Genomic DNA, 16163 nt, shown 5'->3' with positions numbered 1-16163 from the left:
CACCTTGAAGCAACTCTTGGAACGGTTGACACCTTTCAAACTGGCATTGTATTGCACGGATGATTGGGGCGCTTATGAGCGTTTATTGCCTGAAGATAAGCATTTAATCACTAAGCGCTACACACAAAGCATTGAACGGCAAAACCTGAATTTGAGGATTTGGATTAAACGTCTAGCACGCAAGACGATCTGTTTTTCTAAGTCTATCGAGATTCATGACAAAGTCATTGGAACCTGTATCGAAAGACGCTTCTTCAACTCCTTTAAATCATGACCGGTTAATATAAGGAAAAGAATTAATCCAAAGATAATTAATAATATTGATTTATAATAAGAGAAAAAATCAAAAACGTTTCTATTAAACCAATACCTTAGGTATTTTTCTGGCACAGGGATTACTTTTAAACTAACAATCAATGGTGTAATTAATACAAGAGTATAAAAAATCCAATTTATAAAAAAAAATTCATTAGTAGCATTAGGTATTTTTGTACTCATAATTTCTCATCCTTGACCTTAAAATTTAGAGCAATAAAATTATGTGAAATATAAAAGATATTGATTGGTAGATCAGTAGGACTCTTGCGAAAGCTGGAGCTGATTTTACTAACTCATTGATTTATCGATCAAGAAAATTGCTTTCGCAAGAGGTCTAGTGTTGCGATATGTCTGGTCAGAAAATTAACAGAGCTGGTTGATTTTTGCCACATGATTATTTGTTTCAAATTTTCTAGTTCAACCTCAGTGTTATCCTTGATGGAGTTTCCAGCAACTGGTTACCTTTGAGCGTGGAAAGTCTGTCGTAGAAGTGATCTGCATTCAAATACTACGAAAAACGATACCTATTGTTATCAGAAAAGATTATATTCTTCGTCACAAATCCTTCATTTTTGTCCCCCACAGGAGTTGCCATGAAAAAATTGTTGTTGAGTGTAGTAGTAGGCACTTGCTTACCAGCATTTGTGTTAGCGGCTGATTTCAAACCTGCCATTGTGTATGACTTAGGTACAAAGTTCGACAAATCCTTTAATGAAGGTGTTTCTAATGGGGCTAAACGTTTCACCGAGGAAACTAAAGTTGAAGTCCAAGAGTTTGAACCGGCTAATGATTCTCAGATTGAGCAAGCCATTCGGCGTATGGCGCAACGTGGTTCTAACCCGATCATTTCAGTAGGATTTAGTCAATCTAAAGCCTTGGAAACGGTTTCAAAAGAATTTCCAGATACGCACTTCACTATTATTGATTCAGTGGTTGATCAGCCCAATGTCCAATCCGTGACTTTCAGGGAAGAGCAAGGTTCTTTCTTGGTGGGGGCTTTAGCTGCGATGGCTTCAAAAACAGGGAAGGTTGGCTTTGTCGGTGGCCAAGATATTGCTTTGATTCGTAAGTTTGCTTGCGGTTATGAGCAGGGTGCAAAGTATGTTAATAAGGATGTAAAAGTTTTCCAGAACATGACCGGCTCAACCGGTGCGGCATGGAATAACCCAAGTAAAGGTGGCGAATTAGCGAAGTCACAATTTGACCAAGGCGCTGATGTCGTGTTTGCAGCCGCTGGTGGCACAGGTATTGGTGTTTACCAAGCTGCCAAAGATAATGGCAAATTAGCGATTGGTGTAGACTCTAACCAAAACCATTTACAACCCGGCACGATGTTAACGTCGATGGTTAAACGAGTCGATAATGCAGCTTATGATACTTTCAAAGCGCAACAAGAGGGTTCTTGGAAAGCAGGGAAAGTGACATTAGGTTTAGCCGAGAAGGGCGTAGGTTGGGCAGTTGATGAGCACAACGAGAAAATGGTCGAGCCTTATAAAGCGAAGATGGCAGAAATCGAAAAAGCTATCATCGATGGCACCATCAAAGTACACGATTATATGACTGACAATACCTGCAAGATGTAAAGCCTATGACAGCGCAACACAGTAAGTATGCGCTGGAGCTGCGTGGCATTACTAAACGCTTCGGGCGGGTCTTGGCGAATGATCATATCGATTTGCAGATAAAAGCTGGAGACGTTCACGGCATTATCGGTGAAAACGGTGCGGGCAAATCGACCCTAATGAGTATTATCTATGGCTTTTATGAAGCCGATAGTGGCGAAATGCTCATTCAGGGTCAGCCGATGAGTATTCGCAATTCGCAACAAGCTATTGCTGCGGGCATTGGAATGGTTCACCAGCATTTTATGCTGGTGGACAATTTCACAGCGCTTGAAAATATTATGTTAGGAGCCGAAGGTGGTGCACGTTTAAAGCAAAGTGCAGAACAAGCACGCGCCAGCCTTAACGAGTTAGCCAAGACTTATGGTCTTGAAGTGCCACTCGATACACCTGTCGATCAATTATCCTTGGGTGTTCAGCAACGCATTGAAATCCTCAAAGCCCTATATCGCAAAGCACGTATTCTAATTCTGGATGAGCCAACTGGTGTTTTAACCCCACAAGAAGCGGATGATTTATTTCGTATTCTTGCGACCTTGAAAGCGGATGGCGTAACCATTCTGCTCATTACCCATAAATTGCGAGAAATTATGGCGATTACCGACTGCGTATCGGTGATGCGTCATGGCAAAATGGTCGCGCATCGTGTAACCGCTCAAACCTCTATGCCGGAACTTGCAGAATTAATGGTCGGGCGTAAAGTGCGTCAGCATGTGGAGCGCAAAGCCCAACCAGCAGGTGCTGCTTTATTAGAAGTCACTAATCTGTCGGTAACCGATGCGAGCGGTGTACGCCGCGTTAAAAACGTGAGCTTTACGATTGGTGCCGGTGAAATTGTAGGGCTTGCGGGGGTTTCGGGTAATGGGCAAAGTGAATTGCTACAAGCATTGTCGGGTATTATTCGGTTCCAAGCGGGCGAGGTACGTTTAGGCGATACGACTATTACGCCAAAACGCAGTAAAAACCCTGCGCAATTACGCCGTCTGGGATTGGCCCATGTGCCAGAAGATCGGCATCGGATGGGCTTAGTGTTGCCTTTCCAAGCTTACCAGTCTCAAATTCTTGGCTACCAACGTGAAGCGCGCTATAACGCTACAATCACCCTAAAAGACAAGGTGATGGCGGATGAATATGCGCAGCGTGCTGAGACCTTTGATATTCGCCCGCGTGATCCGCATCTGCAATCGAGTAATTTCTCGGGTGGTAATCAGCAGAAAATCGTGCTTGCCCGCGAAATTTTTGCTGATCCACAAGTCTTACTGATTGGGCAGCCTACGCGTGGTGTCGATATTGGTGCAATTGAGTTTATTCATCAGCACATTATGGACATGCGCAATGCGGGTAAGGCCATTTTACTCGTCTCGGTGGAGTTAGAGGAAATCATGACCTTATCCGACCGCATTATTGTGATGTGTGATGGCATGATCACCGGCGAACTTAGTCACGATGAGGCTAATGAAAAAAATCTTGGACTCTTGATGGCCAATGCCGGAGCAAAGGAGGCGAGTGCATGAAACCCGCTACCGCACAACGTTGGGCGAATTTATTAATTTTGCCTACTTTGAATATTTTGACGGCCTTTGTCGTTACCACCTTAGTGTTTTTAGCCATTGGTGTTAATCCGATTGATGCTGCCAAGCTATTAGTGAAAGGTGCATTCGGTTATCAAAATGGTATTGGCTATACGCTTTATTACACCACGAATTTTATTTTTACCGGACTTGCCGTTGCGATCGCTTTTCATGCTGGGCTTTTTAATATCGGAGGAGAAGGGCAGGCTTATATCGGTGGTCTGGGGGTCGGCTTAGTCGTACTTGCGTTTGATGGCTGGCTGCCTGCTATTATTCTCATACCGCTTGCGATTTTAGCCGCTGCCTTAATGGGAGCAGCATGGGCAGCTATTCCAGCTTATTTACAAGCTTATCGTGGCAGCCATATTGTTATTACGACCATTATGTTTAACTTTCTCGCTTCCTCATTGATGGTTTATCTATTAGTGAATGTATTAGGCGAGAAAGGGCAAATGTCTCCCGAAACCCGTTCGTTTGCAGAAAGCTCTTTCCTGCCCACGTGGAGTGAAATGCTGGGCTGGTTCGGTATTCCTTTTGCTAGCTCGCCCCTCAATATTTCTTTCCTATTCGCCTTATTTTGCTGCTTTGCGGTCTGGGTGTTTTTGTGGAAAACGCGTTGGGGGTATGAGCTACGCACCGTGGGCGCTAATCCCGATGCGGCCATTTATGCCGGTATTAATCCTAAGCATATTGTTATGATGGCGATGCTGATTTCGGGCGGCTTGGCGGGTTTAGTGGCGGTGAATGAATTACTCGGTGTGCAACATCGTTTATTGCTAGGCTTTAATGCCGGTTATGGATTTGGGGGCATTGCGGTGGCCTTAATGGGGCGCAATCATCCGGTGGGTATTGTATTAGCGGCCTTGTTATTTGGCGCTTTATACCAAGGGGGCGCTGAATTATCGTTTGATATGCCGAATGTCACGCGGGATTTGGTCGTCGTGATTCAAGGCTTAATCATTCTATTTTCCGGTGCGCTAGAAAGTATGTATCGCCCGCAAATTCAACGCTTTTTATCACGTTTTGTCAAAGATGAGGTGAGCGCATGAGTGAATGGTTTACCTTATTAATTTCAACTTTGGATGCCACCTTACGGGTTTCCACTCCCTTATTATTCGCGGGTCTAGCCGGTTTATATTCTGAGCGTGCTGGGGTAGTAGATATTGGTTTGGAAGGTAAAATGTTGGTTGGTGCATTTGCCGCTGCTGCTATAGCCCATTTAACCGGTGTTGTATGGTTAGGTTTAATCGCTGCCATTATTGTCTCTGTTTTATTTTCACTCTTGCACGGTTTTGCTTCGATCACCCATCGCGGTAATCAAGTGGTGAGCGGGGTAGCTATCAATATTTTGGCTTCTGGCTTGACCATGGTATTGGGTTTAGCTTGGTTTCATCAAGGTGGTTCTACCCCTTCATTGACCAATAATGAGCGTTTTACTGCGATTCAGTTACCCTTTGCTGAGTCTATGCAGACCGTGCCTTATATTGGCCCTTTATATAGCGATATGTTGTCCGGCCATAATATTCTGGTTTATCTGGCCTTCGCTCTAGTGCCATTAACGTGGTGGGTTTTTTATAGAACCCGTTTTGGTTTGCGTTTACGTGCGGTGGGTGAAAATCCAAAGGCAGTCGATACGGCTGGTATTTCAGTGGCGACATTACGTTATCAAGCGGTCATTATTGCAGGGGTATTATGTGGCTTTGCCGGTGCTTATTTATCTACGGCTCAAAATGCTCAATTCATTCGTGATATGACCGCAGGGCAAGGCTTTATGGCTTTGGCGGCTTTGATTTTTGCGAATTGGCGACCTTGGCCGGTATTGTTTGCTTGCTTATTGTTTGGATTCTTAGATGCCGTAGCGGTACGTTTACAAGGGGTAAGCTTGCCGCATATTGGTACAGTGCCTGTGCAATTAATTGAGTCTTTACCTTATATTTTGACGGTGATTTTATTGGCTGGCTTCTTAGGTAAATCACGTCCTCCTAAAGCGGATGGTATTCCCTATGTGAAAGAGCGTTAATTGGCGCGCATAAGTCTATTAAAAATTATTATCCGAGGTGCTTACTGACCTCGGTTTTTGTATCTCAAATACGTGTCTACATCCTAAAAACCACTGGCGAAAAAAATGTCTGAAGAAATTGATGAGAGTTTTTATACGCGTGCTGATGCACATATTGAATTATCCAACCAACAAATCCATGAAAATACGGATGGCGAGAAAGTTAGCTTATCTATGATGTACGCCGCAGCACGCTTTAATGCTTGGTTAAGCGCTACAGGCTATAACTCAGCACAGGAATTGAAAAAAGCTAAAGCCGAACAGATGAAATATTTTATGGGTGAATACCGCCAAATGTTGGAAGAGAATTTCGATGATTATATCGAAAATTTTCAGCATTATATGATGCCGAGCGAAGAAGCGTAGTAGGCTAAGTTCGCTGATTAGGCTTTTCCAAAAAAGTTAGCTCAACTGTTGGCGATAAAACTTGCTGATGCGTTATGGTATAGCCATGGTGCTGATAAAGCCGAATATTGGCAATACTTAAACTACCAGTAAACAATACATATTTTTCGCAGTGTGCACATTCACCTTCAATAGCTTTTAAAAGGCTTGAGCCGATTCCTTGGCGTTGGTAATGCGGTGCGACTATGAGCCTCCCAATATGGCAAATAGAGTCGATTAGCTTTGCTCGCACTGAGCCGATTAAATAGTCATGCTGTAAGATTTTTAAGACCACGGACTCGTTAAACTCCTTTTGCAAGCTTGCTAATGTTTGTGTTAAGGCAGGTAGCGTCCAGTCATTATACAGCCTAGCTTCTGATTGATAGGCTAGGCGTTGTAAAGCAAGGATCGCCTCAGCATCCTCGCTATTAGCTTTTAGTATCTGTAACATGTTTTAAGCCTTTGCTAATTTAACAATAGGTTTTTTATAGTGGCGCACTGCCCCCAAACTAAACACCGTCAAAGCTGCCCAAATAAAGCCGAAACTGACTAATTGTGTGCTATTAAAAGGTTCTTTGAACACCAAGGTGGCGCTTAAGAACTGCATGGTTGGATTGATGTACATAATGAAGCCAATTGCGGTAAGGCTTAAACGTTTGGCGCCGGCGGCGAAGGTTAACAAGGGAATAGCCGTGACCGCACCACTAGCGATCAGTAAGAAGGTGGTAAAAGGTGTGTTGAAGGAAAACTGATTTTCGCCTTGTGCTATTAGCCATAGCCAATAGATTAAAGCAAAGGGTAGGAGAAAGCCGGTTTCAATGATTAAGCCCGTGAGCGCGTCTACCGGAGCTTTTTTGCGCACTAAACCATAAAAGCCAAAACTTCCCGCCAAGGCTAAGGAAATCCAAGGGAGTTGTCCCATGTGAATCACTTGCCACGCTACGCCAATGCAGGCTAATAACACGGCCAGCAGGCGATAGGTATCCATTTTTTCCTGTAGGAAAATCCGCGCTAGCGTCACACTTATCAACGGAGTCAGGAAATAACCAAGGCTACTTTCGAGTACACGTTGTTGCCCAACCGCCCAAATAAAGATGAGCCAGTTGGCAGAAATGAGCACCGATGAAATAGCTAAGGGTTTGAGAATATTGGGATTAAACAGTGCTTCTTTAATGGGTTGCCAACGTTTTAGGAGCAAAGCGATAGCACTGACTAATAAAAAGCTCCAAATCACACGGTGCATCAATACTTGCCATGGCGTAATCGGTTTTAATAGATAAAAATAGAGTGGGAAAAATCCCCAAATTAAATACGACAAAACGCCATAAATAAAACCAAGGCGTTGTTCACGTTGTGTGTTTATAGAACTCATAAGGCGCGATTTTTACAAAAATACGGTCAGCTTATGCCGCTGATAGTGGGATAGATAGATACAGTTTGCTCAGTAAAATACAGCACAAGGGCTAGTTAACTTATCTTAGCTCATGGGTTTTGCTTAAATGCCATGGGCAGTCGTAGAATCGCGGTGCCTAAAACTGCCCATAGGAAGTTTATGATTGAAAACGGATGGCTAAGTCAAGCGCGTGTCTGTGCTTCGCCTAATTGTGATGCACGTCCTGTCGGTTGTGTGCCTGAGCTGATTGTGTTGCATAATATTAGTTTGCCGCCGTATCAGTTTGGTGGCGATGCTATTGATCGTTTGTTTACTAATCAGTTGGAGCCAGAAGCGCACCCGTTTTTTGCCAGTATTTGTCATTTGCGTGTCGCGAGTCATCTCCTGATTCGGCGTGATGGGGAAGTAGTGCAATACGTGCCGTTTGAACAGCGTGCCTTTCATGCCGGTTTATCGCGTTTTCGTGGGCGTGAGCGTTGTAATGATTTTTCGATCGGTATTGAGCTAGAAGGCTCAGATTTTACCGCCTTTACTGAAGCGCAATATCGCGCGTTACTAGTGATTTTGCCAGCCTTGGTTGCGGCCTATGCCAGTTTGAGTTTAGAGCGCATTACCGGGCATGAGCATATTGCACCAGGGCGCAAAACCGATCCAGGGCCTTTTTTTGATTGGGCGCGTTTGAGTAAAGCCCTGCAAGTCAATTTACCGGCTGATGCTCAGCTTGAGCTAAGTTAATGCTAGAAGCCGGATTAGCCTGTTGTGTGTCAGTGGGCGTTTTTTTGTTGATTATTCGTCTCTTAGGTGAGCATCAGTTTCGAGTTCAATGGACTGAGCAGGAAAGAATGCCGGAACAATCTTTGAAAGAAGGGTGTTTGCATGAAGCGCTACAAGCGTTGATGGTAGATGATTTAGACGATTCTAGTTTAGTGTATCCCTTAGATGATGCAGAAATAGCCTTATTAACGCGTATTCATTTGGCCGACCAAGCCGTCAGTTGTTTGGAGGTGCAATATTATTTATTTCATGATGATAGTACAGGGCAGGCGATGCTTGCCGCTTTGGTGGAGGCCGCCAAGCGCGGCGTGCAAGTTCGCTTGTTGCTCGATGATATGGATACGTGGCGTCGGGAAGCGCGTTTGCGGCGTTTGATGGAGGAAACACCTCAATTAGAAATTAGAATTTTTAATCCTTTTTTATTACGTTTTGCGCGCCTACCAGAGTACATCGCGCGGTTTCCGCGTATCACGCGCCGCATGCACAATAAATCGTTTAGCGTTGATGCTATTACTAGCATTGTAGGCGGGCGTAATATTGGGAATGAGTATTTTAACTTTAATCCAGAAGTCGCTTTTGCCGATTTAGATGTATTAATTGGTGGCACTAGTGTAGCGGCCATTGTTAAAGCATTTGAAGAGTATTGGTATAGCGGCTTAGCGGTCGAGCTTAAGCGTTTGGCAGAACCTGCTAGTGATACGGAATATCTACCATGGCGCGCGCAATTGGATCAGAGCTTGAAGCGTTATCGTGACAATCTGCTTAAACATCAAGAACGTATTGATCGCTGGCGTTGGGCGGCTCCTTTGGATCTACATGAAGGCCCTTTGAGGCTTTTATTCGATGATCCCTATAAAGTGGTTTCAAAATTCTCTGAAACGGGCGGCAATATGGTGCCCGAATTATTAGCACTTCTGCGTTCGGCGCAACACGAATTGGTTATCGCTTCACCTTATTTTGTACCAGCAAAACATGGCTTAGCGACCTTAGCGACCTTACGCGAGCGGGGCGTGAAGATCACTATTGTAACGAACTCCTATGCCGCTAATGATGTGCCAGTAGTACATGCGGGTTATATCAATTACCGTAAGCGCCTATTAAAGCTTGGCGTGAATATTTACGAAGTTATTTCGAAAAACGAGCGGCAAAAACGGCGTTTTTTTAAGAAGCATCAGCCCAATAAACAACATGCGTGGTCACTGCTAGGTTCTAAGCGTGCCAGTTTACATGCCAAAGCTTTTATCGTGGATCGTGAAAAGGTTTTTGTCGGTTCATTCAATCTTGATCCGCGTTCAATGATTCATAATACCGAGATGGGGATTGTATTTGAAAATCCTACTTATGCCGCGCAAACCGTGCAAAATTTACAGGGCTATGTAGAAGATCGTGCTTATAAAGTGCAATTAGATGAGCAAGACCGACTAATATGGCAGCGTCAAAATGCTGACGGTAGTGAACAAGTACTAAGGCATGAGCCAGATATGTCCTTGATTCAGAAAATTTTTATTCGTGCCATTGCTTTATTGCCCGTGGAATGGCTGCTATAACTAAACCTTTGCTAGAACTCAAGGAAATTCATGCCACAAACTGTTTCTTTATATCGCCGCCAGCCATTAATGGCTTTTTTATTGTCCGCTATTTTGCCCGGATTGGGGCAGATTTATAACGGCGAACTCAACAAAGCAGCGTGGTTCTTCCTCATTTTTACCAGTTTAAGTGTGCCTGCTTTGGGTTTTAGTTTGGTGCACCTGCCTGCAGCTTGGGGGATTTGGGCGATAGCCTTGTTCACTGGCCTGAGTTCATTGGTATGGTTGGCGAATATGATTCAAGCCTTCCGCTCAGCCTATCGCCAGCCCGCTCAGCCATTGCATAGTTGGCAAGGTTTTGGGGTTTATTTGTTGGTGGCTTTACTGATGCTGAGTTTATTTGTGCCTTGGCTCAGCCAGACGGTGCGTTCACGGTGGGTGGATATGTATTTGATTCCTTCTGCCAGTATGGAACCCAATCTGATTGCGGGTGATTATATTTTGGCAGATATGCGTTATAACTGTCCAAACTGTGAGTTTGCGGTGAAGCGCGGCGACATTGCGATTTTTGTCTACCCCAATGATCGTACCATTCGCTATGTAAAACGGGTCATTGGTCTACCCGGCGATCACGTTCAGTTAACAGGTAGTGAATTGCGCGTGAATGATAAGCTATTAACGCAGTCCATTACCGCACAAGCTGATATGGATGTAGTGCAAGAAAGCGATGCGGATAATACTTGGGTGGTCGTTTGGAAGGATCGTAACAAGGAAAAGAATACTAAAATTGATGTCAAAGTTCCTCCGGGTCAAGTCTTTGTAATGGGAGATAATCGCACGAATAGTAGTGATTCGCGCGTCTTTGGGTCAGTACCGATGGAGGATATTTTTGGGCGTGCGCGGCAGATTTTAGTTTCTTATAATAAAGAGAAAAAAGTCTTGGTGGAAAACCGGAGTGGCACCGCACTCCATCCAAGTGCAGTGCATGGCACTTGGACAGATTGGTTAGATCGCTTTAAACCCTTGCTTACTGCGGACGAGGGTGGTGGCTCATCCAAAGCTTTAGGTAATTGAGTACGCCAGAGGAATCAATATCATTTTTGGTATCACGCGGTGCCAGGGTCGCGAGTTTATAAGCATCATATCCGTCGGAATTCACGGCATAAATATCTGAACCGGCTTTCAATAAATGCATCACTGGCAATTGATGACCAAAACGCGCGGCATGGTGCAGTGGCGTCCAGTTCTTGACAGTTAAAATATTGGGATCAACACCGGCACGTAACAAAATAGCGACGGCTTCTGTTTGACCGGTAGAGGCAGCAGCGTGTAAAGGCGTTTCCCCTTCTGCATTGCGATAATTCGCATAACTGGGCACTTTTGCCAAAATCGAAAGCCAAGCGGTATCACCTTCTAAGGCTGCATCAAATGTTTTTTTACCAAAGCGCCCGGAAGGATCTGTGGCACCCGCTTGCACTAATAAATTGGCCAGTGCTAGATTGGAGTTATTAATAGCGACTGTTAACGGTGTGACGCCATTTGCAGAGAAATTTACATCAGCTTTTAATTTAATCAAGCTACTAACTTTTTCCCGTTCATCTTGCTCTACCGCTTGGAATAAGGCTTTACCTAAGACAGCAGGGTCGGCTGCAGCGCCGCCAGCGATTAAGGCACTGACCATACCAAAGTCATTACGGTCGAGTGCGCGTGACAAGCAAGTCATACCGTCTTGCGCATAATTTGCATTAGCACCCATTTTGATCAGGTTCTGTGCTCTGTCTCGTTCACCTTGTTCAACCGCTTGAAACAACATACGGCCTAGTTCAGTAGGATCACGCTGTGCGCCTTGGGAAAGTAATAAACTAATCATTCCCATATTGTTTTGGCGTGCTGCAATCGACATGGCCGTCACACCATTCTCGCTGTAATTGACATTTGCACCCAACTTAAGCAGATTTTTTATGCGTTCTTGATCTTGTGCATTCGCGGCCTTTAATAAAGCACGCCCTAACACACCACCATCTAAGGCTGCACCACTTTTTGATAACAGATACGCAATTCCTGTATAACCCCCATCAACCGCGAGTTGAACCATTTCCGGTGTGGGTTGTGCGCCTTGATTAATAAAACCTTTAGCACGATTATAATCACCATCGGAAATAGCTTGTTGCAGGCCATCGCGTAGGCGTGCAGCTTTGTCATCCACAGGAGGACTTGGTGTAGCACTTTTGTTGGCTCCATTGCCGTCTGTATTGCCAGCCGCTGGATTGGCAGCGCCGCCCTTGGCGTCTTGCGCAAGTTGCTCCCACTGTTTTGCGGCGGCTAGCGCTTGGGATGCCTGCTGGGTATCGCCTGCTTGCGTAGCTTCTGCGGCGATACGGCGCCACTCTTGTGCTTGTAGCTTGGCATCTTCATTAGCTGCATGGCTTAAGCTTGGTAACAAGCTTGCCAAGCCAATTAACAAAATAGATAGTCGTGTCATACGTCTTATGAATATTTCTGCAAATAATAAAGAACCGGCTGGCCGGGTTAAGTTGTTTTTCACGCCCCTACTCCTACACAGCAACTCGCTTAAACCAGACTTGTCTAGTGGAGCGCTTGTTTGTCTAGGTGATCTGTCAGTAAAATGATCGAATAATGATCATATTTGAGCGCAGTAGCAATACGGCTGGACTATATGCAATCAAGCCCGTTAAGGAAAGTACCTTTTTTGCTCAAACACTGGATAATAATACTATACACCCGTCTAAACACGGCTAAAAATTAATGTATGCGCTAATATTTCAAATTTAACCGATAAAAATTGTCGAAATGATACTCAATCGCTACTTGTTTAAAGAGATTGCGCTGAGTTTTTTTGCTACCTTGCTGGTTTTATCACTCATTATTATTGGTAATACCTTTGTTAGATTATTAGCAAATGCGAGCAATGGCAACTTACCAGTGGATCTTTTGGGTGGTCTACTCAGCTATGGTTCTTTAAAAACGCTGATAAGACTAACGCCTGTTGCTTTATTAATTGGCATGATGTTGGCTTTTAGCCGTTTATATCGCGACTCTGAAATGGTTGCTTTACAAGCGGCTGGCGTGGGACCCAAGCAATTTTACCGTGCCATTTTTAGTTTTGTCTTGCCACTCAGCTTATTAATGGCACTGGCGGTATTGTGGTTGGCGCCTCGTTTGGAGCAAAACCACGAAAGTTTATTGCGTGAAGTTCAACAACGCCCTGAAGCGGCTGGCATTCCCGCTGGACAGTTCGTAACCACTGGCAATAAAACTAAAAATTATACAATCTTGGCGGAGTCCATCGACGAATCTCGCACGGTGATGGAAAAGTTTTTTGTACGCCTCCAGCAAGATAAGAGTGAGGTTTTAGTATGGGCGCGCTCGGCTATGCTATTTATTGATTCGGTGACGGGGGAGCGTTTCTTGCAAATCCGTGATGGCTATCGCTATGAGAATGATCCTGAGCGTGGTGGGATGACCGTGGTACGTTTTGCCGAACATGGTATTCGTATTCCTTTGCGTAATTTTGATAAAGCGCCTGAATTAGCCTCCTTGCCCACCAGCACTTTATTAAGCATGAATGACAACGCTGCTTGGATTGAATTGCAATGGCGTTTATCCGTGATTTTAACCACCCCTGTCTTAGCCTTTATTGCTTTTCCCTTGAGTTATACGAAGCCGCGTCAAGGACGCTACAGTAAGGTAGCTTGGGCAATTTTATTATATGGCTTATATGCTAATGCACTTATCACCGCACGCGGTTTTCTGGATGATGGCAAATTGCCGATGTGGTTGGGCTTATGGTGGGTGCATATCATCGTGATCGCTATCGGCTTATGGTTTTTGCGCCAATATTACGGAAAGCCCGCATGAGCCTTATTTCACGCTATTTATGGCGTAATTTACTAGCCAGTATTGTAGTGGCTTGGATTGCCCTCAGCTTATTATTTGGCTTATTTGATTTTCTTGCTGAATTAGGTGATGTCGATGCAGACACACGTTATGGCACAGCGCAGGCTTTATTATATGTGCTATATCGCTTTCCACGTACTTTATACACCAACTTTCCCTACGCCGTTTTGATTGGAAGTTTGATGGGTTTGGGGACGATGGCCTCGAATAGCGAAATTGTTGCGATGCGTGCCGCAGGAATGTCATTAGCGCGGATTGTAAGCATCACCTTACAGTTAGGTGTCGTGCTAAGTGTCGCTGCTTTTGCGTTAGGTGAGTGGGTAGCGCCCCGTAGTGAAAGCTATGCCGAGAATTTTAAAATTAGTCATTTACAGCAAGAGGTCGCGGTTTCGGATGCAGGTGTTTGGCTAAAAAATGGCAATAGTCTGATTCATATTGACAAAATATGGTCAGAAGCCAAAGTAGATGGTTTAACGGTTTATGAAATTAATCTCGACGAAGGTGGCATCAGCCGCATTCTGAGCGCTGAAACTGCCACTCGCCAAGCGAATACTTGGCAATTACAGCAAGTGTTGGATAAGTACCTTAAACGCTCGGGAGTAAGCATCGAGAAACATGCAATTTTGGACGTTGAGAAGTTATTGCCGGACAATATGTTGAGTATTGCTACTGTGCAGCCGGATCAATTAGCGGCCAACGAGTTAGCGCAATACATCGCGCATCAGAAAGAAAATGCGTTGAGCAGTGAGCGCTTTGAACTGGAATATTGGAAACATTTCACCACACCCTTATCAACCTTAGTGATGCTTATTCTTGCGGCTCCTTTGGTATTTGGTTTTCAACGCAATGCTGGGGCAGGGCAGCGCATCTTTATCGGCATTCTGATCGGCATTGCTTATTTGTTGCTGGATCGTATTGTCAGCAATACAGGGCTTGTGTATGGGATATCACCTTTTTGGTCTGCGGTTTTGCCCTTAATTGCATTTACTGGTGCGGGCTTGTTCTTATTGCGCCGGATTCGTTGATTAACTATTAATTTCCAAGCGTTTGCCTGCCCATATAACTAAAATAATAATCGGCAGGCCGATCAGGGTGGTGCCAATAAAAAACTGCGAGTACCCGATATTTTCGACAATGGTTCCTGAATAACCCCCTAATACTTTAGGAATTAAGGTCATTAGGGAGCTGAAAATCGCGTATTGAACGGCGGTAAAGGAGACATTGGTCAGTGAGGATAAAAAAGCTATAAAGGCAGCGCCCGCAAAGCCCGCCGCTAAATTGTCGGCAGTAATAGCGCTATACATCAGTACTAGGTTATGACCGGCTTGTGCGAGTGCCACGAACGTGAGATTGCTAAGTGCGGCGAGTATTGCACCCCACAATAAAGCTTTAAACACACCAAAGCGTGCTGCGAATAAGCCTCCTAAAAAGCCCCCGCCAATACTGACCAAGACGCCAAAGGTTTTTACTGCGGTAGCAATTTCAGGTTTGGTGAAGCCCATATCTTGATAAAACACATTGGAGATCACACCGAGCACAATGTCACTAATGCGATATAAACCAATTAAAGTTAATAAGAGCAGGGCAGTAGCGAGGCCATAGCGTTTGAAAAAATCGAGAATGGGCTCTATCCACGTTTCATAGGCGATCTGCTGGTCGATTAATCCTATTTTGACGGTTAGCCATCCGGCGGTTATGGCAGCCGCGAGCGCAAGTCCAAAATGGCTGGTTTCACGTAGGAAACTTAAGAAAACGCCCAAGGGGTTTTGCTCACGTACACTCAGCGCATAAAATACCAAGATAAAGCTTGCTATTCCCACAGCAAAAAGTGCCACTAAGCGCAAATATTCATGGGTCGCATACTGACGTGTACGTAGGGTCGTGGGGCTGGGTTCAGTAATAATGAGAGTGGTTACTACGCCAACTAACATCATGGCGGCCATAATGTAATAAGTCCAACGCCATGCTTCGTACACATAATGCGTTTTTTCCGAGCCAAATAATGAAGCAAGGTACAAAGCGCCAGCACCGGCTACAACCATGCCGAGTCGATAACCTGCAATATAGCTGGAGGACATCATCGCTTGGAGTGTGGTATCAGCGGATTCAATCCGATAGGCATCAATCACAATATCTTGGGTGGCTGATGAAAAGCCTAGCAAAACCGCTGCGATTGCCATGAGTTTTAGGTTGTTTAAATTCGCGGCAGGATCAACACTGGCCATTAAGATAATCGCGAGCATGATAAAAGCTTGTGCCACCAGCATCCAGCTACGGCGTCGCCCAAAACGCTGGGTAAGCCAAGGAAGGGGTAGGGTATCAACCAAAGGTGCCCAAACAAATTTGAAGGAATAGCCTAAGGCGGCCCAACTAAAAAAAGTAACTGTCTTTTTCTCAACGCCTGCTTCACCCAGCCACAATGATAACGATGAGAAAATCAGTAGAATGGGAATGCCCGCAGCAAAGCCTAAAAAAAACATGGTACGTATACGCGGCTCGAGAACGGAATTAAGGGTTTCTTCCCAGCTAGCTACTGATTTTGTTGTCTCGCTCATGCGCTTGCTCTGCAATGATATTCTGGATGGGGCAGAATCATCG

General features: G+C 44.7%; 15 protein-coding genes. 11 read left to right on the top strand and 4 right to left on the bottom strand.

The genetic code is table 11. The features are described from left to right. From A3IE_RS22575 to A3IE_RS0115775, 6 genes are all read left to right on the top strand, one after another. The coding region (locus tag A3IE_RS22575; RefSeq protein WP_020394719.1) for an IS1 family transposase at positions 1–274 on the top strand (274 nt) is incomplete at its 5' end. Between the two features lie 637 nt (positions 275–911). Beyond that, the gene (locus tag A3IE_RS0115795; protein WP_020396598.1) at positions 912–1901 is read left to right on the top strand and encodes a BMP family lipoprotein; all 990 of its coding nucleotides are present in this window, start codon (positions 912–914) and stop codon (positions 1899–1901) included. Between the two features lie 5 nt (positions 1902–1906). Beyond that, positions 1907–3454: an ABC transporter ATP-binding protein gene (locus tag A3IE_RS0115790; protein WP_020396597.1), complete on the top strand. Its 1548-nt coding sequence runs from the start codon at positions 1907–1909 to the stop codon at positions 3452–3454. Further along, on the top strand, positions 3451–4560 hold the full coding sequence (locus A3IE_RS0115785; protein WP_020396596.1) for an ABC transporter permease: 1110 nt from the start codon (positions 3451–3453) through the stop codon (positions 4558–4560). The genes A3IE_RS0115790 and A3IE_RS0115785 overlap by 4 nt, the downstream gene beginning before the upstream one ends. Beyond that, on the top strand, positions 4557–5531 hold the full coding sequence (locus A3IE_RS0115780) for an ABC transporter permease (protein WP_020396595.1): 975 nt from the start codon (positions 4557–4559) through the stop codon (positions 5529–5531). The genes A3IE_RS0115785 and A3IE_RS0115780 overlap by 4 nt, the downstream gene beginning before the upstream one ends. Positions 5532–5636: 105 nt before the next feature. Beyond that, on the top strand, positions 5637–5936 hold the full coding sequence (locus A3IE_RS0115775) for a DUF3144 domain-containing protein (RefSeq protein WP_020396594.1): 300 nt from the start codon (positions 5637–5639) through the stop codon (positions 5934–5936). A 4-nt stretch (positions 5937–5940) separates the two neighbouring features. Here A3IE_RS0115775 and A3IE_RS0115770 read toward each other — a convergent pair whose 3' ends face one another. Beyond that, complete coding sequence (locus A3IE_RS0115770) at positions 5941–6405, bottom strand: GNAT family N-acetyltransferase (RefSeq protein ID WP_020396593.1); 465 nt, start codon at positions 6403–6405, stop codon at positions 5941–5943. Between the two features lie 3 nt (positions 6406–6408). After that, positions 6409–7326 (bottom strand): EamA family transporter RarD, encoded by a 918-nt coding sequence (rarD, locus tag A3IE_RS0115765; protein ID WP_020396592.1) that lies wholly within the window; start codon positions 7324–7326, stop codon positions 6409–6411. Positions 7327–7506: 180 nt separating this feature from the next. On the opposite strand from rarD, the gene ampD reads away from it, so the two are divergent. The 3 genes from ampD to lepB are packed head-to-tail and all read left to right on the top strand — an operon-like array spanning position 7507 to position 10721. Further along, positions 7507–8082: a 1,6-anhydro-N-acetylmuramyl-L-alanine amidase AmpD gene (ampD, locus tag A3IE_RS0115760; protein WP_020396591.1), complete on the top strand. Its 576-nt coding sequence runs from the start codon at positions 7507–7509 to the stop codon at positions 8080–8082. Continuing rightward, positions 8082–9668, top strand: a complete 1587-nt coding sequence (locus A3IE_RS20985) for a phospholipase D family protein (RefSeq protein WP_020396590.1) — start codon at positions 8082–8084, stop codon at positions 9666–9668. The genes ampD and A3IE_RS20985 overlap by 1 nt, the downstream gene beginning before the upstream one ends. Positions 9669–9698: 30 nt before the next feature. Further along, on the top strand, positions 9699–10721 hold the full coding sequence (lepB, locus tag A3IE_RS20980) for a signal peptidase I (protein ID WP_020396589.1): 1023 nt from the start codon (positions 9699–9701) through the stop codon (positions 10719–10721). Here lepB and A3IE_RS0115745 read toward each other — a convergent pair. Beyond that, on the bottom strand, positions 10675–12192 hold the full coding sequence (locus A3IE_RS0115745; protein ID WP_020396588.1) for an ankyrin repeat domain-containing protein: 1518 nt from the start codon (positions 12190–12192) through the stop codon (positions 10675–10677). The genes lepB and A3IE_RS0115745 overlap by 47 nt on opposite strands. 266 nt (positions 12193–12458) lie before the next feature. On the opposite strand from A3IE_RS0115745, the gene lptF reads away from it, so the two are divergent. Then, on the top strand, positions 12459–13526 hold the full coding sequence (gene lptF / locus A3IE_RS0115740) for an LPS export ABC transporter permease LptF (RefSeq protein WP_020396587.1): 1068 nt from the start codon (positions 12459–12461) through the stop codon (positions 13524–13526). Continuing rightward, a complete protein-coding gene (lptG, locus tag A3IE_RS0115735; protein ID WP_020396586.1) occupies positions 13523–14590 on the top strand; it encodes an LPS export ABC transporter permease LptG in 1068 nt (355 codons plus the stop codon). Before lptF ends, lptG begins: the two co-directional genes overlap by 4 nt. On the opposite strand, the gene A3IE_RS0115730 is transcribed toward lptG, so the two are convergent. Next, positions 14591–16120 (bottom strand): AmpG family muropeptide MFS transporter, encoded by a 1530-nt coding sequence (locus A3IE_RS0115730; protein WP_020396585.1) that lies wholly within the window; start codon positions 16118–16120, stop codon positions 14591–14593. It lies immediately after the preceding gene. Positions 16121–16163 lie beyond the last annotated feature (43 nt).

Source organism: Thiolinea disciformis DSM 14473, assembly GCF_000371925.1.
In the GTDB taxonomy this organism is placed as follows: domain Bacteria; phylum Pseudomonadota; class Gammaproteobacteria; order Thiotrichales; family Thiotrichaceae; genus Thiolinea; species Thiolinea disciformis.
Note: the sequence above shows the minus strand (reverse complement) of the source record. Positions and strands in the feature narration are given on the sequence as shown.